The following is a 24552-nucleotide window of genomic DNA, read 5'->3' on the forward strand; positions in this document are numbered from 1 at the left end:
TCACGCCTTGCTGTCGAAGTCTTGAGCTACGCTCGATTTCTTGCTGCGACGGGGCGGCGCGTCACCGGCGACGACCACGTTGGTTGCGACTTGCGCATCGGTCTCCACGAGGCCGTCGCCGTCGGGCTGCGTAGCCATGGGGTCGCTCCAACCGATGTTGGGGTCCGGCAGAGCTTCATCGGAGATTTCGATGCCCATCGCCACCCAGAAGTCCTCCGGCAACGACGCACCGTTGGCGAAGTCCTCCGGAACGGAACTCGTCTTTTCGGTGACTTCGATGTTCATGTTCATCTTGGATTCCCAGTATTCGTACTGGGACTCGGACGCGACCGGGTTGTCGATGCCTGCTTCGAGGCGCGCGATCTTGCCGTCTGTCCGCAGAGTTTCTTTCGCCTTCCGGATGGTCGCTCGCGCGAGCTTCGCCTTTTCGAGGTGGCGCCGGCGGAGCGCGTCGCAGAGCGCGGTCCAGACCCAGATGCTCATGCCCTGAAACTCCTCGTCGAACGCCTTTACGCTGAGCCATCCGTCGCCAGCCCAGACCGAGATCTCGCCGAGATCGTAGTGGTCGACACGAATGAGCACTTGGCTCGTGCGGTTTCGACGAAGCGCCTGGAGGGCAACCGACTGGTAGTGGATTCCCATGAACCGCACGCCGTTTTGATCGATGACGCGGTGCATGTTGATGCCGAAGATGTGACGGCGGAGGCTGCCGGTGGGGGCCGGGATGACCTTGTGCTGACGAAGAAGCCGTTTCCACGCGTCGCGGGGCGTCTCACCGTGCAAGCCCGAGTGAGGCGTGTTGTGGTAGACGTCAACGTAGAAGCGAGTCAGGGCGCCGGCGATTGCGTCGAACATGACGCTGGCCTCAGCTTCCGAATCGCGATCGCCTTTCTCCTCGACCGAGCCCCAGGTGCGTCCGGAAAAGAAGTCCAGTGCCTGGCTGCTCGACGTGCGGAAGAAGCTTTCGATCGTTCCGCGGCACGAGGCCTTTCCAGCCGGGGGCAAGAACAATGTTGCCCCAAGGTCATTGACGGTCACCCGGAATGGTTGGTTGGTGAACCACTTGGCAGAGTCGACGGCGACCATCTCGGCGGACCCGAAGAAGTCCCAAGCATCCTGGCAGCCGAACTGCCGAGCGATCTGGGTCTTGTCGATCGTGGTCATTTCAAGAGTCGCGATCGCGGTCATCGCCGAAGGGGCCTGGCGGTGGACACGCAATGCAACGAGACACTTTGACGCGACATCGATGGCCGCGGTGACCCAGAGACGGATACGCGGTACCTTATTCTGCTCCTTCTTGCTCATCTTCTGCCAGATGCCGAGGGTCGCCAGGAGAACGTGAAGGTCGAGCCGCCACTCGTCCATCTCGATGCGCTCCATGGGGCGCAGGATTTCCAGGCCCTTACTGATCGCATTCCATTTCTTGGAGGCAGCCTCTTTGCCCAGACGGCCGTAGTCGCGGTAAGCCGGCGACAGGCTATTCACGCGGTTCTGGAACGTCCGCAACGAGGGCGTGCGCAACTTGCGGGGATTGCCAGCGGCAGCGCGCTCCTCATTGAGATCGTCGATCTCGTCGCTCATGTCCCCGTGAAGATCGACCATCTTCGGCTTGTTGTCGGAGGCGTACTTCAGCGCGTAGCGTTCGAGGATCTCGGTCTCGTCGGCATCGAAGTGCGTGTTCTGGCGAGGCGCGCCATAGGAGCGGCACAGGGCCAGCGGATGGTTGTCGTTTTCGTAGATTGTCAGCCAGCGACGGACGGATCGCGGGCTGGGCTCGCGCTTTTGCGTGACATAGGTCTGCCTGCCCCCGCCCTTCGTCGCCTCCGAAGACCGCTCGTTGGCGATGTCCCGCAACGCGACAAGCATGCTCCGGTCAGAGCGGGTGACACGCTTGTCTGTGCTTTCCTTACGCAGAAAGCGTTCGCAGTAGTCGATGCGGAAAAGGAGCTTCTCCTGCTCCTCGTGGGGGAGATCACCGACGTGAGCACGCGGGCGAGCAGCGTGCTCTGCACCTTTCGCGGAATAACGGCCCTTGTAGTAGACCATCGGCGCGAGCGGCGCGTTGAGCATCTCGTGGATCTGCTCGTGGGTGAACGACACGGGCAACTGGTCGTTTACGCGCTTCAGGGTTTGGCCGCCGATGAACTCGGCCTCCCAGCAGTAATCGGTGCTGCGATACTCGAAACCGTCGCCCTCGCGGAAGTCGTAGGTCGGAACTACGGGGGCGGTGTTCTGCTTGATTGCGATCGTCATGTTACGTCTCCTTCGATGTGTTCGGTTTTGGTCTGTGGGATCAGGCAGTTTTGGTTCCGAAGCTCAGTTCAGAGTCTTCGGCACGGAGAGGCTGGGGCATCGGGATCGGCGCGTGACCGGCGACGACAGCCAGGCACTCTGGTTTGCGTGCCGAAGGCATGGAGAGCGTTTGCCCAACATCATTCACCGCCACCCGGAAGGCGCGACTGGCGAACCAATTGGCTGAGTCAACTGCTACGGTTTCGGCCGAACCGACGAAGTCCCAGCGGGTCTTCGCAACCCGCCGTGGGCGACGCATACGCACCAGGCCGCGACCGACGAGGACAACTTCGCGAGGGAGCCCTTTGACGCGGCGGTGAAAGGTCTTGAGCGAGGGGACGCGCAGCGGAGGTTCGCCGTTCGTCAAACGAGTTTCATTCCAACGCGTCATCTCGTCGACCATCTCGTGATAGAGACCAATCACAGTGGGACGATTACGCGAAACGTACATCCAGGCGTGCTTTTCAAGCATCGTCTCTTCCTCCGGGGAAAAGAACCGGTAGCGATCGCCAGAAGGCACGCCCTGGTTCATTTGTTTCTGTCGCTTGCTCTCATAGATTGTATTCGCAGCCGTCATTTCACTTGCTCCTTTCACGAGCAGATTCAGAGGTTCGAGGGGAGGTGGACTACCGGACCTATTCGGCGGTAGACTTTGCTACTTGCCGCCGGCGTCCGAGAACTTCAGCCGGACGTTGCGCGACATGCACGTACGGCGCGTCGCAAAGCTTGTTGCCGGGCTTGTTCTGTACGAGGGTGCGTTCGTAGATGAGGCACCAGATTGCGTTCATCGCCGACGGAAAATCGCCGAAGCGCTGCCCGAGGTCGTAGACGTTGATGCTGCCGTGGACACCCTGCAGGAAGTCACGCACCTCGTTGCAGTCGCTGTCATTCCGGCAGCGGCGGGCTCGGAGGATGTTTTTAGCGTTCCAGGCTCGTGCCTTCGTCAGTTGCTCGTCGGTCAGGAGGATCGCTGTGTCGGCGAACCCGTGCAAGACCGGTCGAACGCGCTTGAGCACGTCGCGGATTCCCGTCTTCTCCACCAGGTGGGACGGTTTCACGGCAATCGCCGTGGTAGCTCCGCTCCGGAGGGTTGCCCGGTAGTCGAACGTGTGTCCGTGAACCTTGCCGTCAGCACCCATGTACTCCACTTCAGGCGGCTGGTCCTCGATATCGACGACAGCACGGTTGGCAAGCAGCATCAGGGCGCAAGCCAACTCGTGCGTACTTTCGAATCCCACGGCGCGCTCCGTGCCCGGATCGACGAGATAGCCACGGCTATGCCCTTGGGTGCGCGGGGTAGGTTGACGGGTTCCCGTCGAGCGCTTGGGGGGAATCCACAAGACGTCATGTGCCGGAACGCCGTCCTCATCCAGGAAGTTGACTGTCTGATCGCGACCTGAAGTCACCTTGTCGGGTGCCAGGGCCGCGGGGACTTCCTCAAGTTTGTCTCGGTCAAAACCGAATTGCTGCTCCTTCATGAAGCGCAGTACTGCCTTCGCCTTCATTCGACGCCCCTTTTCCGTGCGCAAGCGGTCCGAGAACTCCTTTGTTCTCAGACGGTTGTAGAGAGCCGTCGGTTCCGCTTTGTGCGGGCTCGACGACTACGCCGACAGGCGTATGGGGCCCGGAAGGAATACGAAGGAGGGCATTACCCCGGCGCGTGTAGCGACGGGAAGCTCGGTGTAGAAGTTGTTTGAAAGGACGAAGGCAGCGAGTCGCGAAGTAGCGATCTCAGCCGCGCAGCAGTGTACGCGCGCCGCGGAAATCGAGGCACGTGGCGCTTCGGGGCGAGCCCAGTGGCAGAAATCAGACGATGTAGTAATGATGGTCTTCAACCGATTTCCCTCAGCGTTAACATGCGCATTCGAGGGTTGGCCGCGATCTCAAGTCGCGGTAGAGCATACCGGACTAGAGAGTCGTGTAGCGGCCAGCCCGCTTCTCTATCGTTATGCTCGTAGGTCTCATAAGAGTGCCTCTCGGTTTCAGTCTGGTCTACGTATAGATTTCTTTCGATGACGGCAAGGATATCCGGAGTTGCTTTATCCGGAATTGGCACACGATCGCGGTGTATGGTTAATTTTTGGTTTCGAAAGAAAAAGTCGGCGGGGATACAATAAAATTTACTTGCAGAGGGCAGCCGGCTGTCGAATAAGCGCCTTCAATGCTGTGTGCGAGGACCGACCTCTCCGATGGCGAAGCACATAACGGATGCGATGTCAGACTTAGTAAATAACATTAACGTTTTCGCCGATTACTGTGGTTTTCCGGCAAGGCGTATTTTCGACGACCTTTTTGCACTGCTCTACAACCACATTTGCACAGGGAAAAAAGAGTATGAGCATCTCTACCCAGCCGTCTCCTATGACCCTCGAACAGCGCAGCCTGTTGATGGCTATCGCGATGCCGACCGGGACGAATTGGTGCGACTTTTTGTAATGCTGACGGCGGAGCTTGATAACGCTGCCCCGTTTGAAGACGTTGTAACGGACAAATATGGGGCCTTGCTCCAGGGTGATCTCGGACAGTTCATGACACCGACTGCCTTGTCGAATGCAGTCAGCGGATTCCTGGGTGCTGCCGGAGAGAGGGGAAACAAGCGAGGCGAACCGACATGCGGAACCGGCGCTTTGGTGATGGGTGATTTACGGCAGACCTACGAGGTAGGCGGAAAGGACGCCGTTTCGCACGTCGACTACTCGATCAACGACCTAGATCAGCGGCTCGTGCGCATCGCCACGGTCCAAGTTATGTACCACTCGATCCGGCACGAGGTCCCGCTGAAGCGTCTGGTGGTTCACAATGCCGATTTGATCAAGAACTACGGCTCTTCACCTCCATTTTTCGTGGCCACCTCCTGGCGTGGGGTGCTTCCAGGACAGGTGATCTAGCTATCGCTAGTCGCAACTGGAGCCGTTTGGCTCAAATCTGGCTTCGCCTGAAGTCTTAGCCCCCTGATCTACGCTGGGACCAGCGGCTGCAGTCATCGGTCCGCTTGATTCCGCCACTGGCTTGTCATCCTCAGACTTCGTTCGACTCTCGTTTTGGTCGTGAACAAGTCCTCTTTGATACTCATGACCTCCCGTTCCTCTTGGGTAAGTTTGAACTCGATCATCCCCAACAAGCAGTCTCTGATATCCGCGAAGACCTTGTCGCACCGGCTCCAATAATTGTGGCTGTCGTGCTTCGCCCATTCGACTGCGCATGCCAGCAGGTGTATCGATTCAACCACCTTTCGCGTACGATAGTCGAACTGAGACGCCGACGCACGGAGTTGACGAAGCTTCCATTCCGCTGTCCGCTCGAAATATATCGGCGTGCATTCGAAGGGATGCGTCTTCTACCGCCAGTAATTCCATTGCCTCCTGCGCTTCTTCACTATCGTCGATCAGCGGACAGAACTGCGGAGAGAAAAACGCGTCGAGCACTTCGGCTTCGGCATAGGTCGGCCGGCTGCTGGGCTTCGAGATCGAGCGCTCAAAGAACTGGGCGCTCGACACGCAGCAGCGGCTTGTTTACAACCTCGCCGAACAGATCCGATATTTGCTGCAAGAGCCCCTGTGTCCGGATAATCGTGATCGACACTTATACGCCGGCTCGCTGACCTCGACTCTTTGGCCTTCCCAAAGCGCGGTGAATCTGAATCTCTGGTGCAAACCGGAGGTCTGCGATGCGATCAGGGATTTCATTACGTGACGATTTTGATGGAGAAGGTCTGCGGCGACTGGCGCGGCAGACGAAGGACGCAGCCCAGGCACGACGTCTGTTGGCACTCGCGTCGATCTACGATGGAGGCTCGCGTTCCGATGCCGCCCGCCTCGGCAACGTCACGCTCCAAATTGTCCGGGACTGGGTCATGCGGTTCAACGAACGCGGTCCCCAAGGCCTGATCAATGGCAAGGCTCCCGGCCCGCAGTCGCGCTTGAACGATCAGCAGCGTGCGGCCCTGGCGCAGACCATCGAGCGTGGGCCGACACCCTATCTCGACGGCGTTGTTCGCTGGCGTCTGTGCGACCTGGCTCAATGGCTTTGGGAAGAGTTTCGCGTTTCGGTAAGCGAGCAAACGCTGAGCCGCGAAGTACGGGCCATGGGCTATCGCAAGCTGGCTGCTCGGCCCAAACATCACGCTCAAGACCCTCAAGCCATTGAGGATTTTAAAAAAGTTTCCCCGCTGCAGTGGCACAGATTGCCGCCGGAGCAGCCCGAGGAAAACGGATAGAGATTTGGTTCGAGGATGAGGCCCGTATCGGGCAAAAGAACAAGATCACGCGCACGCAACTGCCGCGATGAAATCACTGGAGCGGACATTTGGTCACGTGATGGCTGGACGGAAGAAGCTTGCTGATCTAACGGACGGTTTCGCTGAGGCCTACGCTGCTCTCAATAAGGTTCATGCTTTCCGCGAAGGGAACGGAAGAACACTACGTGCCTTCTTTTCGGTTGTTGCGCGAAGACACGATCTTCAATTCGATTGGAAGAAGATTTCCCACGACGAGCTTATACAGGCGGCAATCAATAGCGCCAAAGGCGACCATGTCTTAATGCGGAAGCACTTTTCGGAGATCACTGGCCCCTATCGCGCGCGGAGGGTCGACCCGGCTGATGTTAGGGCCGCGCCCAAACCGATCTCGACACCAGGGCCGCGTCCTAGACGCTAGCTCGCTCGGAAAAGATGGCTGAGCGGGGTTCCGTCGGGTTAGCGGGCCATCTCCGCTTCCACCCACTTGGCGTATTCCTTTAATTGCGACAGCAATAACTCGGCGTCGTTTAGCAGCAGGATACGCGCGCCATATTGCGCTTGGTCTTTGATGCCCAGGAGCCGAACCAACCTGGTTTCTTGGGCCTTTGGGAAACGATTACCTATCGCACTACGCAGGGTCTTAACGGCTGCGGCATGATCCTGTTGGTTTACCTTGTTTGCAAAGGTCGCAGTCAACGCATCTGTGTAGGCGATCGCTGCGTTGACTATGGTGGCGACGATTGGATTGCCGAGGGTGCCTGATCCAGCAACAGCGATCTGGTCCTCAGCGGACTTCAGAAATCCTCGAGCAATTACAAGGCGACTTGCGCCATGATTAGCATCGACGGATTTGGATGAGCCACTTCTTGTCACATTGGCCTCAAATGGGTTCTAAAAAATGAACTCTGGTCGAGGTCCGGTTATAACCAACGCTTCGTTTAGGAATGCTTTCCATAGGGGGGCACCGCTATCTCGCAACCTCTTGAGATCGGTCACAGAGAAAGTGTTGATCGATGGCGAGAAGATCAACTTCTCGGCTGAAGTAGACAAGGCGTCGATCCCTCTATTTTGGATAGACGAAACGTCGTCGTCGCGGGTCGCCACGAAAGCGATATCGAAGTCGCTTGAGGCCTGATCTTCTCCCCTCGCAACACTCCCGAACACCCAAGACGCGACCAGCGCATCACCGAAAGATTCGGCGCAGTCACGAACCGCATCGATGATGCCGGCAAATCGAACCTCTTCGGCTTCGAACAGTGCCTGGATCGGTGCGAACAATGGCGCTGCTTCTTTCAGATTGTAAAGGCGAGCCCGTCCAGTTCCAACTTCAGCAACGACATTGGTATCGACGAGGCTCGAAAGGGCCGCAACGACCGATGGCAGCGCCAGTTTTGTTCTGGTGGCGAGATTAGACGGGGTGAGCTGTCCCCCATGACGCGCGAGTTCCCGAAGGAGCCGGACGTTGGTTTCCGTTCCGAAGATGGAAGAGAGTGGGAAACGCAACGCGCTTTGTGGAACAGGTCGTGCCATTGGTCACCTTAACTGAGGATATCCTTATTTTCGTAAGGTTATCCTTATACAGAAAAGGATATCCTTAGTCAACTAAGGATATCCTCAGTTCGGGAGCCAATGCGGATAGATGTGAAGTCTGCGCGACCTATTCCGGATCGGTGTGAAGTTCATTCCGGATAGAAGTTGGCTGGGAAGGCAAATTTGATAACAAAAGCAGTGTGCGGCATTCCGGTTGGACGTGACGCTCATTAATAGGTCTTCTGCCTACATGTTCGCGACGCCTTGTGCTCGGACGTCAGTGGCCCTTTTGACGGCTTGTCGACGAGCTTCTTCCACTTCCTCTGCGATCCGAGCATACCGCGTTTCTGAGAATGCCCGGTGCCCAATCGCTTTGTAGGCCAGACAGTTTTCTTGATCTTCGTAGGCGCGCGCCAAGTACCTGCCATCATCTGAAATCAGGTTTCGGCCGAGCGTCGCATCGCACGAACGTTGGTGGCCGAAGGCTTGCTTCCCCGATCTCTACCAGACCTATGTGGACGGCTTAAACACGTTCGACGGAATGGCGCGAAAGGCTCGGCAATCGAACGATCTGCTAGATCTGACACGCGGTCTCATGGCGCTCGTCGTGGCTACCAACACGGTTGCGCTACAGGGTTGGGACGTGAACTGGAGGCAAAATGTTCAGTGGGCGCTCCGCGGGTCACGATACGGGATTTCGGGGTGTTCGCTCGTCGAGCGCTACGAAAACCTGACGGACCGTACAACGCTATCCGAGCGACTCGAAATCATCGGCGGTCCGATTTTTTACACACAGATAAGGAAGAACGAAAAGCTCTGCAAAATCACGCCCGTCTTATTCGCCGGCCAGGCGGAAAAGGCCTCCGGCGCCGCATTCCTGTCGCTCAACAGGGGCGTAGGACGCCGCTACAGGAGCGACTGGATCGTTGACAAGCGCGGCGCGTGCTACCGACTGCTTTCGGACTAAGTGCTACGGCAACCGGAGCATGATTGTCGAGCACGGAGAAACGCGGTGGAAGCCTTGGAACCAGTGGGTTCGGTTTGGTCGCCGCCTTTCGACGAATGTACCACAAGTCTGCGCATCTTGATGCAGTTTGCGCCTTCGAATGAACGGATGATGAGGTCCGCATTCACGAGTTTCGAACCCCCAAAAAAAATGGCGCCGGTAATCCTAAATGGCGGTAACGCACGTTGCTTGCGCCGATCCGCCGGTCGTCTCACAATTGAACAATCAAGGCGGGGAGGCATGCAGATGCAGTGCAAAGATGGGGTCGCGGAGGAGTTGGAGCGACACGCAAGCCTCGATCGTCAGTGGGATTGTCGCCTCGGCACCGTGGCGATCGAAACGGTTGATTGTGCGTGGGCAATTCTCGCAACGGAAATCCGGCGTCTCGGGTACCATGCTGAGAGGCCAGTTCGTGAGGATGAAACTCCGTACTCCTACTTCAACGCCATAAAGTGGGATGCGCTTGAAATGTCAGATTCCATTTATTGGTCCCTCCCCAATGAAGAAAAAGAGAAGGACGATCGGGACCTCGAAGAATTTGAGGCGACCGACATGCTCCGGGAGGATTGCTCTCCGCGCGTCAAAGCCCTCGCATTCTTGACGATTGGCAAGAACCTTGTCTGTCCCGAATACTGACGATCCGTACCTGCGTCCGTGAAGCGCACGCGTTCGGTGCGCCTAAGCGCGGGCATCGTGTCGGTCCACCTAATGTCTTTTATTTAATTGATTCAATATTTTACCGAAGAGCAAAAGTTCGTTAGCGTCAGCGAAACCTGCGCCACTGCTGACCGAGTGTTCAGGTTTCGATTGATACAATCCCGTAGGAGAGCGACGCTGATGACGACATTCGAGGCAGACCTCAACAGCCATAATGGCTCACTGTTGAATGAGGAGCTGCTTAGCATCGCCAATGCCACTCGGCAGATTTCGGACCGGCTTAGAACAATCAGGTGACGTCCAAGCGCGTTCACCGTGCTGTTCGGGATCCAGGTAATTCCCAGACTCGAGCACGCCGAAGCCATCATTCACAAAAAGCACTACGTGCCTCCACGGTGGTCACAATCCAGTGCGCAAAAGCAGCGGTAAGATGACCATTCTACGGAGGCGGGCGACCCGTCTATTGAGGACAGCAAGCCCCGGGGCGGTTATTGGGCAACGTCTGCGGTTCCTATGCCGAAGTTACATAGATACGCGGGCCGCTGCTAGGTGCTGATCTGAAGGCGTCGAGGGTTCGCATCCCGTGGCAGCGGTTTCAAAGCACATTCTGTTCAGACTGCGCGGCCGATGTAAACCAGTTTGACTGTGAGGAACCAACCGCGATAAGGCAATGATGTTCAACCGCCTGCGACGAACGGAGAATAGGACTTATGAGCGGCACCGCTGAAAACAAAGGAGGGCCGTCACCCGTGAGTGCGGCCCCCATATCTGTGTCTACTGGGGATCTACCTCGAGAGGCAGTGATTAAAAAGCCCAATAGCGCATGCACTTCATATACCGCACTCGATTCCGTTCTACAAGACGAAACCAAAATAAATGTAAGGTCCTTCGAGGTCAGTCGAAAAGCAATATCTCCTGCGAGGTTGTCGCGGTACCTGAGGATTGCGGAAGGAGACTTACGAGTCGCCATCCGACTTCACGCTTGGAACGCGGCAGTTGCTGCTTCGTTGTTGCCCACCGTTCACCATGCGGAGGTTGCTATCCGCAATTTCGCGGTCAGCAGACTTAGGGCAAAATATGGAGCACAGTGGTATCGTAATCCTGCTCTGCTTCAATATAGGCTATCCAAGTCACTTTCCCAACAGTTGGCCGATGTCTACCAGCGTGAGATCGATATTGGACGGCGGGGCGAGCTCACCAATTATATTACAAGTGAATTGACGTTCGGATTTTGGGTGAACGTCTTCACAAAGACCTTTCATCTCGACCTCTGGCAGCCGGCAATCTACACGATGCTCGTCGACTTCCCGCGCGGCAAAACCATAACCGACCTACATGACGGTGTCGAATTCGTTCGGAGCTTTCGAAACAACATCGCGCACCATAAGAATATCGTCTGCAAGCCGGCTGAAGCGAACTATGAGCGCACTTTGGAGGTCCTCGGAATGATCTGCAAGCACACTAGGAATGTTGCAGAGAAGACTTCGAACTTTCGCGCCGTTTGGGAATGTTCACCCGTACCCCACGAGAAACTGTCGATCATCTGACGCCGCTTGTTGTCAGCCCGCGGGAACTTGGCCGTTCACGGAAGGAATGCGGTTTTGCTGCCGAGGCGAAGTCCACCGTGATTTTTGCTGTTACTGCCGGTCACACAACTGCAGAATGTGCTCTGATTCTGAATTGGCAATGTAAAGCGCCTGTTATGACAGCTGTTGCTGTGCTTGCTGTCAACTCTTCCCAGGTCGCCATCAGGAGCTTCTTGAAGAGAGCTTTCTGGAGTGGAAGACGGTGCCAGATGTCACCGAGAAATCGCGCATGCACTCGCTCTCCGAACAGTGGAAGCGGCGGCGACGGATACCGTACGGTTCGTTGTTTCCACACTTGGGGCAGAACGGCTGGCCGCCGTCCGCTGACCAGCGGAACGAGCAAGACTGGCCATAGGGTTCCCTCGCCAAGCGCCCAGACGACCGACGGATTGACGTCGCGGGTCTTCTTCTTCAGCAGGAAATTGGGGGGTGGTCTATATAGCAGCTTCACCGAGCTTGAGATGGCACGACGCTCTATCGTTAAAGGCGGAGCGATAACTTCAGATGGCTACCGGCGAACTAGATCCAGGCACGAAACACCGGAACGACCTTGGACGGTGAGGCTCGGCGCAGCCACCCGGCGGTGCGGAGCCATTCGGCAAGCTGGAACACGTGGGATGTGTTAAGCCAAGGCCGATCGCGCGTGCGGGGAAGACACCTTGTTCGGAAAGCGTCGCGATGACTACAGATTAGTTTTCCTAACAACTGCACGCAGCACTTGCAACATTCTGCCCTGACATGCATCTATCGCCCTAGCTGGGGTTCGATTCACATGTTCTCATTGAGGAAGTCGCTATCTGTCGGGTTTGCCGTCTGCGCGGGGATGGCCGCAGACCCTACGGAAGCTCGTCTCGCTTATTCGGCGCATCTTACAGACGGAGGCATCAGATTCGTCATAGTCCGTGGCTCCTTCGAGTTCAGTGACAATCTCGCCGACTTTCGAGCCATCGTCATCCGAGAGCAACCTGCCGCTATAGGCTTCGACAGCCCTGGCGGAAATGTCGCAAAGGCGATGGAGTTGGGGCGCATCATCCGAGCCCTCGGACTATCCACGTTTCAGGTGCGCGACGCCGAATGTGCTTCTGCTTGTTCGCTCGCTTTTCTAGGCGGTGTCAGCCGGGCCGCGCAACCGGGTTCGATTGGGGTACATAAGTCTTCCTTCAGCGATACGAGCGGAATTCCAACGCATGACGCTGTCTCGGCCGTGCAACAGCTAACTGCCGAGGTCATCGGCTACATGATGGAGATGGGCACCGATCCGGCCTTGCTTCAGCTTTCTTTGAGTTACGACAGTGACGACATCCGCTATCTATCGGGAAGCGAGATGGCAAAATACAAGGTGACGACCGGCGCCTCCGCGCAGACACTCTCCATCGATGTTCCCGCAGAAAGCGCGGAGCGACGAGCGAGCAGTTCCAATAGCCAACAGGCCAATACACTGCAGTCTCTCGAAATACCCTTGGCAAGCAGTGGATCCATTTTACATCCGAGGGGCAGTGCTCCGATCAAGCTGGCGGAAGATGCCGCTGCAAAGAGCGTTGCCAGCGCGCCCAACGGTACGGCGGTGAAAATCCTGGCGACGAGCAGGGATTGGTATCGCGTGTCGACGGCTGGTCACATCGGCTACATGCATTCTTCTTGGATTAGGGTCGACCAATTCGAGGAGAGGTCCGGCGATCGTCGGTTCGTACAAGTCAAGAGTTTTAGCTCCCTTCCGGAAGCAGAGGCCTTCGTGAAGCAATCCTCTGTGCCGCTTGTCGTCCATCTCGCGGCCAACGGCTGGTTAGCGGTTACTTTGAAGGACATCTATGCCGCGCAGGAAGCAAAGGACGTCTTAAACGCGCTGAAGAGCAACGGATTGATAGCCGAGGATTCTATGGTCACGCTTGGAAACACATATGTCCGCAGGGTCTGCTGCGAATGATGTGCCGAACCCACTTCTTTCTCGCCGGCTGATCACGAATGTACATCCGCTTATGTCTCGTTTTGCTGGCTACGACAGCCATGAATGTGGGCGATGCCGGGGCGGTGAACACTCCCTGCAGTGGTAGCAAGGGAGGTGTTGCCAGATGCCAAGGTGAGACCTTCATATGCAATGACGGCTCTGTCAGCGGCAGCAAGCGATCCTGTTCGGCATACATGGGCGGCGGTGCGCTTGGTCTGGTCGGAGGTGGAGGCTCGAACATGGCTCCGACTGAGGACGGCCAGTGTTTGTGTCGGGCTGGGAAATACTGCACGGGTCCCCGCGGAGGACGCTTCTGCGTGACCGATAGCGGCGGCAAGAGCTACTTGAGAAACTAGAGCGACCTGTCGGGTCGGCCGCATTTTCGCGGCTGCCACGGCGTGCCGGTGTGGTGCGTCGGACGACGAGCGCTAGTTCACGTTCTAGTGACCCTCTTTGCAAACGCCGAGTTCACATGATCCGGAAGTGTCTCGTGTCGCCGATCGAGGGCAGCGCAGGAATCGCAGCAGTAGCGAAAGCGCCGAGGAGTGGCTTCCTTGCTGAAGGCCCAGTTCAGGATCTTCATGCCAAGGCCTAAGCGCGAAGGAACCTTCGGTCCTTCGAAGTATTCGATGAGCCCCTTGCGGAAGCAGTCTTTCGAGTCGAGGAGGGCCGTCAGATCTTCGATCTGCGAGAACCGCTGCCGCAGCATGGAGCGTGCCGCCGATTCGTCCAGCCCCGAGCCAGTGGACGTCTTCTCCGCCATGAACCTCAAGAGGCCCACATCCCGTCCAGTGCCGCGCTCACCTTCGGTGAACGTGACGGCGACGGACTGCTTGCCGTCACGTCCGGCCCGACCGAACTCCTGGAGGTAGTCTTCGACCGAGGCGGGCTGCTGCCAGTGGACGACCAGCCGGACATCGGGGACATCCAGTCCCATCCCGAAAGCATTCGTGCAGATGATATGTTTCACGACCGGACGGCTTTCTCCCTGGAATCGCTTCAGAAGTTCCTGCCTCTCCCATTCGTTGCCTAGCTTCGAATGGTAGAATGGGATTTCGAGGCCGTTGTTGCGAAGATCAGTTTGCAGTTCCTGGCCGATCCGCGCCGTCGGGACGAAGATCATGGCCTTCCGTGCGGAAAACAAAGGAAGTCGAAGTAGCGACGCGATCTCATGGTGGCGGGCTATGGGATGCGCGTTCCAACGAATCAAGGCGATATTCGGTCGGTCAACGCCGCGAACGAACACTTCGGCATCTTCGATCCCGAGCGAGGAGAGGATCCGCTTCTGCATCGCTTGGCCCGCAGTTGCTGTGAAGGCCAGGACGGGCGGCGAGCCAAGCTTCTTCCGGACCTCGCCGAGACGACCGTACTCCGGGCGGAAGTCGCGGCCCCACGCATCCACGCAGTGGGCTTCGTCAACGACGAGGTATTCAGGATGTTTCTCGGTCAAAGCCTTTCGTTCATCCTGGCTCCGAACGAAAAAGCGTTCAGGGGCCAGGTACAGGAATTTGACCGCGTTTACCCCGACCATCGAGTAGCGGATTTCTTTCTCCTCGGAGCTGAGAGCGCTGTTCACAAAGGTCGCTGGGATCTTCTTCCAGAGCAGACCGGACACCTGATCGCTCATCAATGTCTTCAAGGGACTAATGACGAACGTGCAGCCACGACGCAGGAGGGCAGGGATCTGGAAGCATAGCGACTTCCCGGATCCCGTCGGGCTGACCACGAGCACGGACTTCCCGGCGAGGGCGGCAAGAACGATGGGAAGCTGGTCGCCACGGAAGTGGGAGACGCCGAAAAGACGCAGGACGGGACCAAAGTTCGTGTCGGATCCAAGAGTACGGACATTGCTGTCGAGCCAGCGAGCAAGGCGGATGGCCCAGCGCTCGATCGCTCTCCGTGCTAGCCCTCCGGCGAGATTGGGATGGTGGGCAGCATGGCAGCCGTCGCACAGAGTGACGAGGTTCGAGAGCTCGTCGGACCCGCCCATCGATTTAGGAAGGAGATGGTGCACGTCGGCATCGCGCGACTTTACCTTCGCCGCGCACGAAACGCATTTGTATTCATCCCTCGCCAGAACAAGGCGACGGGTGTCTTCCCAATTTCTCACAGAATGCGGCTCTTCATCAGTTGTCTTTCCGATAGTTTGGAGGAAAGTCGCTGAGAAAGCGTAACTGCACGAGGACGAAATGAGATCAGTTCTGGGGATCGACGCAGCTTGGACCGAACGCGAGCCTAGCGGGGTCGCGTTGATCGCCGACGATGGCTCCGGCTGGCAGTTGGTCGAGGTTGCAGCTTCTTATTCAGCCTTCCTGCAGCGCGACCTTAGCGGCGTTCCGATCCTGCGGCATCGGGGATCAATGCCTGATGCGACGGCCATTATTGAGGTCGCCAGCGGCAAGGTCGGCACCCCAGTCGATCTCGTGGCAATCGACATGCCGTTATCAATGACACCGATCACCGGACGGAGAGCATCGGACAATATGATTTCGTCCTTGTACGGCGCGAGACATGCGAGCACTCACACTCCGAGCGTCACCCGCCCGGGCAAGCTCAGCGACGAACTCCGGATCGGGTTCAATGACATCGGATATCCGCTGGCTGTCGAGCATCCTGCCGGGCGCGTCCTCATCGAGGTCTACCCGCATCCCGCGCTTATCGAATTGGCAGACGCGGAGCGTAGGCTGCCCTACAAGGCTTCGAAGATAAGCAAATACTGGCCGGAAGTGGCTCCAGGCGCGCGACTGGAGAAGCTTATCGAGGTCTGGAGCCAAATCGTCGATCTTTTGGATGCTCGGATACGAGGCGTTGCGGCGGCATTAACATTGCCCTCGGTCACTGCTCGGAGATACGAGATGAAGGCCTTCGAGGATTCGTTGGATGCTGTCGTATGCGCGTGGGTAGGGGCATGCGTGATGGACGGGACGGCAAGTGCGTACGGGGACGAGGAGTCGGCGATATGGGTGCCGCGACGTGGGGCCTGAAAACAGGTCTATGACGGGTCCAGCTCTGCTTTGTGTTTCCAACCGGCAAGAAGGCGGAGCTCGCTCTTCAGTTGCTCTTGAAGTAGTGAAAACCAGGGTAACACGCGGGCATTCGTCGACTTCTCATAAAGTCGCAAGAGCTACATGGAAGAAGCCGAAGGCGGTGTAGCGGCTTCACTGTCGCAGAGTACACCATCCGAGTGAGCGTTTCGCGCTTTAAATGTTTGCGACTTGACAAAGATCGGTGCCTCTTAGTCCGCTAGCTTCCCGAATGTCGCCGCGGCGTCATCGCCGCGCGACATTGTAACGCTAGAATGAAGGAGACAACGATATGGGATCTTTTAGCGTCTGGCATTGGATGATCGTGCTGGCAGTCGTGTTGCTCCTGTTCGGGCGCGGCAAGATTCCGGAGTTGATGGGCGATGTCGCCAAAGGCATTCGCAGCTTCAAGAACGGTCTGAGCGACGATACTGCCGGGTCTGCCGAAAAGAAGAGCTAAGCTGGATCGGGAGAACACTAACCGGTCGTCCGAGCTGACGACCAAGCTGCGCGAGCAATTGATCGTTTTCCTTGCGGCACATTCAACCGCGCACGGCGTCGTCGATCAGGCGGCAAATGCTGCCGACCATGTCAGCGGGGTCGGCGTCGGCAGTCGGCCCTTTGGCATCGCTGATCAACTCGTTCGCCATTGCTTGCCTCCCTCGTGTGCGCCAACGGGTGCTGCGATCCACGACGCGCCGGTCTGGCCATAATGAAAGCCGTTTGACAGCGGCACGCCGGGATAGGCGAGCACCAGACGCTCGAGGCCTTCGGCCGTAGATGTTCGTCCGGCGGCAACGGCTTCGTAGATACGGGCGACCGCCACCATGTCGCAGTCCTGCGGCGAGAGCCGGATCCGGAGGTCGGCAAGTTCCTGCAGCAGGCTTTGGCATGTGTGGGACATGGTCTGGACCCCGTTGAGGACGAGGAACGGCTGGCGATCAAGCGTCTCGACGATGAGGCCATCGCTGTCATCGCCGCAGATGAACTGGCAATTGTCCTTCACCAGGCCCTTGGAGCGGGCGTGAGCGCAGCGCGCCGAGATTGCCAACGGCACGCGGCCAAAGCCGAAGATTTCGAACGCGACGTCAGGCGCGTCACGCACGGTCTCCCTCACCGACGCCATGGCCAGCATCTGGCGCGGAATGACGAGGCAGAGATGCTCATGATCGATTGTGGATGCAGCGAGCGGTTGCGCCATGTCGATCACATAGAGGCCCCCGGGTCGGGCAATGCTGCTGGAGCTGCCGCGGCTGCCGTTTTGGCCGCTGAGATAGAACTGCACGAGGTACCCGTCCATGCCATCCCGGGCGATCTTGGAGCCGCACCGATCGAAATCCTGGCCGTTCGAACGGGTGCGTGCAACCCCGACACCGCCGATCAGGGCCGCATCGACGCTGGCAAAGAACGGTTCGTCGGCCGGGCCGCGAAGGCGGGTATCGAAAAAAACGCCGGTTGACTCGCGCCACATCAGGTGGCGTATTGCTGCCGCATGGCTGTTCTGTTGAATCGAGAACGCGGCTATGGGATGTGATTGGTATCCGTTACCTGGAAGCCTGCAAGTGCTTCAAATGACATGTTCATAGGCTAACCAGCTGCATAGTTGTCCCGCCATCTGCTATCGGACTGCCCAGGCCATCGAAGTCATTTAGCGTCCGCTCGTAGGCGACGGCAATGGCACGGAACTTGATGGCTTGCCACCGAACATAATCTTGGAGCAGAGTTTGGGAGACGAATAAGTCGCCGCGATTGCCAGGAAGGCTCCAGACTAGGAGCCCTTCTGATTTTGCCCGGGCAAACACCCTTTGCAGGTGACCCCTCGACAAGGTGTGCCGGTTCGAGACGTCACCAGCGGGGAGTGGTCCGAGGCACACCGGGCGATCAAAGCGTTCAAGACCGGCCGGTACCCGGCAGATGAGTTCGTGCAGGATATTACTTCCGGTTTCCGTTCGCACGAACAGTTCCACGCTCGCTGGCGGCTGCGACCAACGCGGATCGAACACAAGAGAGCGAATAACCAGCGAGTGGATGCGCGCAAGCAGAGGCTGGTTGCCATCGAAGCTGAGCGCGCGGTCACCTCCATCGACCCGGTCGAGAGCAGCAAGATGACTTGCCAGCCATTCACCAATCATGCTTTCGCCGTAGGCACTCAACCGCAATGGCCTGATGCGCCTGTCCCGGCTTTGCAATGGAACAAGCAAGCCGTAGGCAACCATTTCTGCCAGATGGGCCGTGAGAGTGTTCTTGCTGAAGGGCAGCTGCGGCGCAAAGAACTCGATGAGTGCTGCAGCCGTCAAAGGCGGGCGCGTCTCGTCGTGCTTGTGCTCAAAATGAAGGGCGATGATGGCTTGCGTTATCATCCACTTCTGCATGCTGGCGACATAGCGCACCACCCTCGGCGCGACATCGTGCATCGCGAGCAGTTCTTTCGCTGCATCCCGTAGGACGGCAAAGAATGCCGGTCCGCCACTCCACGTGTTGGGACTGAAAGCGTCTTGCGTTCCCAAGGGCATAGTTGTGTCTGTCGCACCGCGGCTGTTGGTATTTCCGGCAATACTACCCATCCCATATTGCATCACTGTGTCGCGTCGTCACCCCTGTGACTCAATTTTGGGTGCACTCGCCCACAGACTGCTTCTTTAGTTGATCCTGTTCCCTCTCTCTCGCTATGAGTGGCCAGCTTCTGGGGGAAACATCATGAAATCAATTCTTTGTCGCCTGTGCGCAGGTTGAGCCATCGTCTTGAGGTCGGCTCTCGGTGCGCCGAGAAGACTTTCAGCTGCCCGCCCGAATAGTTCCACCCAGGCTCCAGGCGCCTCTCGCAAGGCGTGCCACGGGGCAGGGCTTGTCACATCCTTCGTCCGGTTTCTGCAACAACTCCCCCTTAGGCCAAATCCTATGCTCAACAGCCTGACGCGCGCTCCAATGTTCTCGTCGTTTGTCCTGCCAGCGTTAATTCTGAGATCGTTGCAACTCAGTTTGCACATTCCACGGGCACTTTGGATGTTCGTCGTTGGGCTGGCCCTGTTGTGCTCCTCGGCAGATGGGGCGACTGCCGCCCCTTGCACGCCGAGCATTTCCTTTTCGAGCGTGGGCTTGGCGGTCGCGCAAAACGTCAACTCCTGTGATGTCTTATTCCCCGGCGCTCCTTCGACCTGGGGTGGACTCTACCAGGCCTATGGCGCCTCGCTGGAAAATCAGGCTCCGATCGGGATTGTAGGCGGTGGTTCATTCACCACTCCCAAAACTGACGACCCGGTTGAGACAGCCAATGCTCGCTACGGCTTCACCTTCAACTCTGCTTCCGGCACCTACACGATAAGGCTGCTTTCCCTCCGAAACCCGGCCGCGACGTCGGATACGATCGTACTTTACAGTCATGACAAAGGCGGGGCTCCCTATGGTGGCGAGCGCGCTGAAGCCACCCAGGCCAATAGGATCTCAGTCACGCTGCCCAACGGCTTTCCCGCGATAGGTAGTGTCAGCCCCACAACCGGTTCGCCAATGGGCGGAACCTCGGTGGTCATTACAGGAACCGGACTTTCCGGCGTCACATCCGTCAAATTTGGTGGCACCCCTGCGGCAGGCTTCACGATCGACAGCGCAACCCAGATTACGGCTGTCACGCCGGCAGGCGCGATTGGTCCCGCGGACATCGTGGTCACGGCGGGTGGTGACTCAAGTCTGGCAAACTTCAGGTACGCGGCAAGCCTGCCCGGCGCGCCGACGATCGGCGCGGTAATGACGCTCGACCCGGATGGGGCCCATGTCGAATTCACGCCACCCACCGACGATGGCGGCGCCGCGATCACCGAGTATGTCGTCACGTCCAGTCCGCATGGGAAGACCGGTGTCGGTAGCCAAAGCCCGATCGCGGTCCACGGGCTCTGGAGCGGTATCTCCTACACTTTCACAGTGACGGCGAAGAATGCCGTGGGAATCGGTCCGGCGTCGGCGGCGTCGCAGGCGGTTGTGCCGAGAAACTATCAGTTCATCACCTTCAATCCGGGGCCCCAGACTTTTGGTACGCCACCGACACTGTCGGCGATGAGCAATTCGGGAAGGCCCGTGGCCTTCAGTTCCACGACACTTGCTATATGCACGGTGACGCCGTATGGCGATCTGACGTTCCATTCCGCAGGCACCTGCACGATCAATGCTGATGCTGCGGGCGATCAGGCCTATTATCCCGCGCCAACGGTCACGCGATCATTCACTGTCAACCCGGCCTTGCCCAGCGCGCCGACCATCGGCACGGCAACCGCGCTCGATCCGGAAGGGGCCCATGTCACTTTCACACCACCGGCCGACAATGGCGGTGGGGCGATCACCGAGTACGTCGTAACGTCCAGCCCGCACGGTAAGACCGGCGTCGGCACCCAAAGCCCGATCGCGGTCCATGGCCTTTGGAGCGGCGTCTCCTACACCTTCACGGTGACGGCAAAGAACGCGTCGGGGGCTGGTCCGGCATCGGCGGCGTCGCAGGCGGTTGTGCCGAGAAACTATCAGTTCATCACCTTCAATCCGGGGCCCCAGACTTTTGGTACGCCACCGACACTGTCGGCGATGAGCAATTCGGGAAGGCCCGTGGCCTTCAGTTCCACGACACTTGCTATATGCACGGTGACGCCGTATGGCGATCTGACGTTCCATTCCGCAGGCACCTGCACGATCAATGCTGATGCTGCGGGCGATCAGGCCTATTATCCAGCGCCGACGGTCACGCGATCGTTCAACGTCAATCCGGCCTTGCCCAGCGCGCCGACCATCGGCACAGCGACGGCGGGAGACGCACAGGCCGACGTCACCTTCGGAGTGCCAGCCTCCACCGGCGGTGCGCCGGTAACCTATACGGTAACGGCGAACCCAGGCGGGGCGACCGGCTCTGGCGCATCCAGCCCCGTCACTGTCGCCGGACTGACAAATGGAGCCGCCTACACCTTTACCGTGACAGCGACCAACGCAGCAGGGACGGGCGGTGCATCGGCCGTTTCCAATTCGATCACGCCGGCGGCGAGCCAGACCATTGCCTTCGCCAATCCCGGTGCGCAGAATTTTGGCACCTCCCCGACCCTGACGGCGACGTCAGATTCGGGGCTGCTACCGACCTTTACGTCCAGCACGATCGACGTCTGTACGATCACGAGCAGTGGTGAATTGACCTTCGCTTCCGCTGGCACTTGCACGATCCATGCCCTTCAAGCGGGGAACGCGGCCTATCTTCCGGCGGCCGAGGTCAGCCATTCATTCGCAGTCAATGCGGTAGTACCGAGCACGCCCCTCATTGGCAGTGCGACGGCTGGAGACAGGCAGGCCACGATCACTTTCACTGCACCCGCATCTAATGGCGGGGCAGCGGTCGTCGACTACATCGTGACGGTCAATCCGGGTGGCGCAACCTTCGCCGCCTCGTCCAGCCCCATCACCGCCACCGCATTGACCAACGGCACTGCCTACACCTTCACCGTCGCGGCGACCAACGCAGCCGGCACGGGTGCGCCTTCCGCGGCGTCGAACGCGATAACACCGGTGGCGGCGCAGTTCATCACCTTCGCAAATCCCGGTTCGCAGGCGGTGGGAACTGTCTCAACATTGGCGGCAACGACCAGTTCCGGCCTCACGCCGGTGTTCATCTCGCGCACACCGAGCATATGCGCCATCACCGGGAGTGCGACGTTGACGCCGGTTACCATCGGCACCTGCACGATCAGCGTCGATCAGCCCGGCAACGCTGCCTACATGGCCGCGCCAACAGTTACCCAGTCCTTTGCCATCAATCCGCAGCTTCCAGTTAGCGGCAACGTTTCCGCGACGGTGGCGGCAAACTCGACAGCCAATCCGATCACGCTTTCGCTTTCCGGTGGTGTGGCCGACAATGTCGCGGTCGCCGCCGCGCCGTCGCATGGCAACGTTACGGTCTCGGGCACCGCGATCAGCTATACGCCGGATCCTGGCTATTCCGGCGCGGATAGCTTCAGTTACACAGCGACGAACGCGACGGGAACCTCTGCTCCGGCGACCGTTACCGTCACAGTGAGCGCGCCGACCTTCTCCTTCACACCCGCCGCCGGCGCACTGAATGCTGGAACGCGGGGGCGGCCCTATACCCAGTCGATCAGCGTGGGGCACGGCACAGCACCCTACCACCACGCCGTTTCGGCCGGCGTGCTGCCAGCGGGCTTGCTTATCGACGCCTCGTCCGGGGCGATCACGGGAACGCCGTCGGTGGAGGGAAGTCACAGCTTCACGATCGCGGCAACCGACGCGAACGGGGCCACCGGCTCGGCCGCCTATACGATTGCCATCGGCCGGCAGATCCCTGTCGCCGGCAACGTCTCCGCGACGGTCGCGGCAAACTCGACAGTCAATCCGGTCACGCTCTCGCTCTCAGGTGGCCCGGCCGACAGTGTCTCGGTCGCCGTCGTTCCGTCGCATGGGACGGCGACCGCCTCCGGCGCGTCGATCCGCTATACGCCGGATCCTGGCTATTCCGGTGCGGACAGCTTTACCTATACGGCGACCAACGGGACCGGCACCTCGGCTCCGGCGACGGTAAACACCACCGTCGTGGCGTCGAAGCTCGTTTTTTCGCCAGCGGGCGGCGACCTGCCTGACGCTATGGCGGGAGAAGCCTATTCGGCGATGGTGATCGCCAAGGGCGGTCGAGGCGGCATTCTCTACAGCCATTCGCACGGGGAACTCCCGAAGGGCATGGTCCTGAACGTCTCCACGGGCGAACTAACCGGTCCGCTGTCCGCTGACGCAGACGGCAGAAGTTACAGTTTCACGATCGCGGCGGTCGACGCGATCGGCAATACCGGAGAGGCGAGTTATCGTCTGGCCGTCAAGACGCGGGGAGTGACTGTGATAAGCCGGTCCTACACGCTGGAGGAAGGCGACACGCCCCGGAACGTCTATCTGAATGCTGGCGCCACGGGCGGGCCGTTCACCGGCGCCAGGATCGCATTTGTCATGCCCTCCAACGCCGGCAAGGCCGAGATCATCGAAGGCGAACTTGCGGCAAGCGGGGACTTCGTACCAGTCGGCTACTACTTGAAGTTCACGCCCAATCCCGGCTTCTTCGGCACGGCGGTCGTGGGATACAGGTTGGAAAGCGCGCTCGGCGCATCCGATACGGGCACGATCAGCTATGTGATCGGGCGCGATAGCGAAAAGGTCGCGGCCGAGATCGACGGGCTGGTGCGGGACTTCGTGCGCACGAGGCAGAATCTCCTGTCGACAGCGATTGAAGTGCCCGGCCTGATCGAGCGTCGCAAGATGGGCCGCGCCGGCGGGGACCCGATCTCGACCACCATGTCGCCATCGGAAGACGGAATGACGCTCGGTTTTTCGACCAGTCTGACTCGGCTTCGGTCCGCCGAAGAGGTGGGAGAGGGAGGCGAAGGCATGGCGGCGGCATCACCGTTCAATGCCTGGATCGACGGCACAGTTTCCGTGCACAAACGTGATGAGAATGGCGGACGTTGGGGAGCCTTCGGTCTCATCTCTGCCGGCGCCGACTATCTGCTGTCGGAGAAGGCCCTGATCGGCCTGTCGTTCCACTTCGACAGCATGACTGACCCCACCGACGCCGATGCCGAACTGACAGGTAACGGCTGGCTGACCGGCCCCTATGCTTCGTTCGAGCTCGGCTCCGGCGTGTTCCTCGACACCAGCCTGCTTTACGGCGGTTCCTGGAACGACGTCGACACGGAACATTTCGACGGCTCGTTCGATACGCACCGGGTGATGTGGGACTCGAAACTGCAGGGGCAGTGGCAACTCGGGGACGCAACCGTACTCACTCCTGCGCTACGTGCCGTCCTCCTCAACGAGACCGTTGACGACTACAGCGTCTCGAACGGCGACGGTACCAAAGTCGATCTCAAAGGGTTCGCACAGGAGCAACTGCGGTTCAGCGTCGGCGCTGAACTGGAGCGTGCTTATCGCCTCGAAAGCGGCCTGCTGCTGACGCCCCGCTTAGGCGGCACAGCGGGATTTGCGACGCTGGACAACAGCGGCGCTTTCGGCGCAGTCAGCGCCGGGCTGAACCTCTCCAACGACCTCAACTGGGATTTCGACTTCTCGCTGCTCTATGGAATCGAAAGTGACGGCGAGCAGGCGGTTGGAGCGAAGGCAGGTGCTCATCTGCGTTTCTGATTGATGTTTGGTCACGTTCGGTCGCCGTCGCTTGTCGCGGAGCGCGGTGGCTGCGTTGGCGCTCTACAAGGTGATCGGTTTATCTCATTCCTTCCAACCGGAGAGGCGGGTAACCC

17 protein-coding genes and 1 pseudogene are annotated in these 24552 nt (G+C 58.9%); 10 read left to right on the forward strand and 8 right to left on the reverse strand.

Annotated elements, in window-relative coordinates:
- From BLJAPNOD_RS23335 to BLJAPNOD_RS23345, 3 genes are read right to left on the reverse strand one after another with little or no spacing between them, the layout of a single operon-like run.
- A complete protein-coding gene (locus BLJAPNOD_RS23335; protein ID WP_115421629.1) occupies positions 1-2253 on the reverse strand; it encodes a Mu transposase C-terminal domain-containing protein in 2253 nt (750 codons plus the stop codon).
- 40 nt (positions 2254-2293) lie between these two features.
- On the reverse strand, positions 2294-2869 hold the full coding sequence (locus tag BLJAPNOD_RS23340; protein ID WP_115421630.1) for a hypothetical protein: 576 nt from the start codon (positions 2867-2869) through the stop codon (positions 2294-2296).
- A gap of 58 nt (positions 2870-2927) precedes the next feature.
- Positions 2928-3797, reverse strand: a complete 870-nt coding sequence (locus tag BLJAPNOD_RS23345; RefSeq protein WP_115421631.1) for a hypothetical protein — start codon at positions 3795-3797, stop codon at positions 2928-2930.
- 684 nt (positions 3798-4481) lie between these two features.
- Here BLJAPNOD_RS23345 and BLJAPNOD_RS23350 point away from each other — a divergent pair.
- The 3 genes from BLJAPNOD_RS23350 to BLJAPNOD_RS23365 all read left to right on the forward strand — a co-directional run bounded on the left by BLJAPNOD_RS23350 (position 4482) and on the right by BLJAPNOD_RS23365 (position 6947).
- Entirely contained in the window at positions 4482-5180 is a 699-nt protein-coding gene (locus BLJAPNOD_RS23350; protein ID WP_115421632.1) for a hypothetical protein, read from the forward strand.
- A 779-nt stretch (positions 5181-5959) separates the two neighbouring features.
- Positions 5960-6508, forward strand: a complete 549-nt coding sequence (locus BLJAPNOD_RS23360; RefSeq protein WP_090427265.1) for a winged helix-turn-helix domain-containing protein — start codon at positions 5960-5962, stop codon at positions 6506-6508.
- 67 nt (positions 6509-6575) lie between these two features.
- Complete coding sequence (locus BLJAPNOD_RS23365; RefSeq protein ID WP_115421634.1) at positions 6576-6947, forward strand: Fic family protein; 372 nt, start codon at positions 6576-6578, stop codon at positions 6945-6947.
- A gap of 38 nt (positions 6948-6985) precedes the next feature.
- On the opposite strand, the gene BLJAPNOD_RS23370 is transcribed toward BLJAPNOD_RS23365, so the two are convergent.
- Together BLJAPNOD_RS23370 and BLJAPNOD_RS36100 are read right to left on the reverse strand one after the other, a co-directional pair.
- A complete protein-coding gene (locus BLJAPNOD_RS23370; RefSeq protein WP_115421635.1) occupies positions 6986-7402 on the reverse strand; it encodes a hypothetical protein in 417 nt (138 codons plus the stop codon).
- Positions 7403-7420: 18 nt separating this feature from the next.
- Positions 7421-8059: a nucleotidyltransferase domain-containing protein gene (locus BLJAPNOD_RS36100; protein WP_244611058.1), complete on the reverse strand. Its 639-nt coding sequence runs from the start codon at positions 8057-8059 to the stop codon at positions 7421-7423.
- 595 nt (positions 8060-8654) lie between these two features.
- On the opposite strand from BLJAPNOD_RS36100, the gene BLJAPNOD_RS23380 reads away from it, so the two are divergent.
- From BLJAPNOD_RS23380 to BLJAPNOD_RS23400, 4 genes are all read left to right on the forward strand, one after another.
- The gene (locus BLJAPNOD_RS23380; RefSeq protein WP_147294571.1) at positions 8655-9026 is read left to right on the forward strand and encodes a hypothetical protein; all 372 of its coding nucleotides are present in this window, start codon (positions 8655-8657) and stop codon (positions 9024-9026) included.
- 285 nt (positions 9027-9311) lie between these two features.
- Positions 9312-9701, forward strand: coding sequence for a hypothetical protein (locus tag BLJAPNOD_RS23385; protein ID WP_147294572.1), 390 nt, complete (start codon positions 9312-9314; stop codon positions 9699-9701).
- A gap of 731 nt (positions 9702-10432) precedes the next feature.
- Complete coding sequence (locus BLJAPNOD_RS23390; protein WP_115421638.1) at positions 10433-11269, forward strand: Abi family protein; 837 nt, start codon at positions 10433-10435, stop codon at positions 11267-11269.
- Positions 11270-12080: 811 nt separating this feature from the next.
- Positions 12081-13232, forward strand: coding sequence for an SH3 domain-containing protein (locus BLJAPNOD_RS23400; RefSeq protein WP_147294573.1), 1152 nt, complete (start codon positions 12081-12083; stop codon positions 13230-13232).
- Positions 13233-13686: 454 nt separating this feature from the next.
- Here the strand turns inward: BLJAPNOD_RS23400 and BLJAPNOD_RS23410 are convergent, their stop codons facing one another.
- Positions 13687-15363 carry a RecQ family ATP-dependent DNA helicase gene (locus BLJAPNOD_RS23410; RefSeq protein ID WP_115421641.1) on the reverse strand — a complete coding sequence of 559 codons (1677 nt, stop codon included), beginning with the start codon at positions 15361-15363 and terminating at the stop codon, positions 13687-13689.
- Positions 15364-15442: 79 nt separating this feature from the next.
- Between BLJAPNOD_RS23410 and BLJAPNOD_RS23415 the strand changes: the two genes are divergently transcribed.
- Both BLJAPNOD_RS23415 and BLJAPNOD_RS23420 read left to right on the forward strand, forming a co-directional pair.
- Positions 15443-16237, forward strand: a complete 795-nt coding sequence (locus BLJAPNOD_RS23415; RefSeq protein WP_199566018.1) for a DUF429 domain-containing protein — start codon at positions 15443-15445, stop codon at positions 16235-16237.
- Between the two features lie 331 nt (positions 16238-16568).
- Positions 16569-16736 (forward strand): twin-arginine translocase TatA/TatE family subunit, encoded by a 168-nt coding sequence (locus BLJAPNOD_RS23420; RefSeq protein ID WP_115421642.1) that lies wholly within the window; start codon positions 16569-16571, stop codon positions 16734-16736.
- A gap of 174 nt (positions 16737-16910) precedes the next feature.
- Here the strand turns inward: BLJAPNOD_RS23420 and BLJAPNOD_RS23425 are convergent.
- Both BLJAPNOD_RS23425 and BLJAPNOD_RS23430 read right to left on the reverse strand, forming a co-directional pair.
- Positions 16911-17747: pseudogene (locus BLJAPNOD_RS23425) on the reverse strand (hypothetical protein); the annotation flags it as partial.
- Between the two features lie 109 nt (positions 17748-17856).
- On the reverse strand, positions 17857-18840 hold the full coding sequence (locus BLJAPNOD_RS23430) for a hypothetical protein (RefSeq protein ID WP_147294574.1): 984 nt from the start codon (positions 18838-18840) through the stop codon (positions 17857-17859).
- A gap of 532 nt (positions 18841-19372) precedes the next feature.
- Here BLJAPNOD_RS23430 and BLJAPNOD_RS23435 point away from each other — a divergent pair.
- Positions 19373-24436, forward strand: coding sequence for a fibronectin type III domain-containing protein (locus BLJAPNOD_RS23435; protein ID WP_158556155.1), 5064 nt, complete (start codon positions 19373-19375; stop codon positions 24434-24436).
- The last annotated feature ends 116 nt before the right edge of the window (positions 24437-24552 follow it).

The organism is Ensifer sp. M14 (assembly GCF_003355565.1).
Classification (GTDB): Bacteria; Pseudomonadota; Alphaproteobacteria; order Rhizobiales; family Rhizobiaceae; genus Ensifer.

Bases quoted from the DNA above. Each gene is read 5' to 3' on its own strand.
- BLJAPNOD_RS36100 (WP_244611058.1), bottom strand. From the start codon at position 8,059: ATGGCACGACCTGTTCCACAAAGCGCGTTGCGTTTCCCACTCTCTTCC.
- BLJAPNOD_RS23345 (WP_115421631.1), bottom strand. From the start codon at position 3,797: ATGAAGGCGAAGGCAGTACTGCGCTTCATGAAGGAGCAGCAATTCGGT.
- BLJAPNOD_RS23350 (WP_115421632.1), top strand. From the start codon at position 4,482: ATGGCGAAGCACATAACGGATGCGATGTCAGACTTAGTAAATAACATT.
- BLJAPNOD_RS23385 (WP_147294572.1), top strand. From the start codon at position 9,312: ATGCAGTGCAAAGATGGGGTCGCGGAGGAGTTGGAGCGACACGCAAGC.
- BLJAPNOD_RS23430 (WP_147294574.1), bottom strand. From the start codon at position 18,840: ATGGGTAGTATTGCCGGAAATACCAACAGCCGCGGTGCGACAGACACA.
- BLJAPNOD_RS23380 (WP_147294571.1), top strand. From the start codon at position 8,655: ATGGCGCTCGTCGTGGCTACCAACACGGTTGCGCTACAGGGTTGGGAC.
- BLJAPNOD_RS23390 (WP_115421638.1), top strand. From the start codon at position 10,433: ATGAGCGGCACCGCTGAAAACAAAGGAGGGCCGTCACCCGTGAGTGCG.
- BLJAPNOD_RS23420 (WP_115421642.1), top strand. From the start codon at position 16,569: ATGGGATCTTTTAGCGTCTGGCATTGGATGATCGTGCTGGCAGTCGTG.
- BLJAPNOD_RS23360 (WP_090427265.1), top strand. From the start codon at position 5,960: ATGCGATCAGGGATTTCATTACGTGACGATTTTGATGGAGAAGGTCTG.
- BLJAPNOD_RS23400 (WP_147294573.1), top strand. From the start codon at position 12,081: ATGTTCTCATTGAGGAAGTCGCTATCTGTCGGGTTTGCCGTCTGCGCG.
- BLJAPNOD_RS23340 (WP_115421630.1), bottom strand. From the start codon at position 2,869: ATGACGGCTGCGAATACAATCTATGAGAGCAAGCGACAGAAACAAATG.
- BLJAPNOD_RS23365 (WP_115421634.1), top strand. From the start codon at position 6,576: ATGAAATCACTGGAGCGGACATTTGGTCACGTGATGGCTGGACGGAAG.
- BLJAPNOD_RS23335 (WP_115421629.1), bottom strand. From the start codon at position 2,253: ATGACGATCGCAATCAAGCAGAACACCGCCCCCGTAGTTCCGACCTAC.
- BLJAPNOD_RS23415 (WP_199566018.1), top strand. From the start codon at position 15,443: ATGAGATCAGTTCTGGGGATCGACGCAGCTTGGACCGAACGCGAGCCT.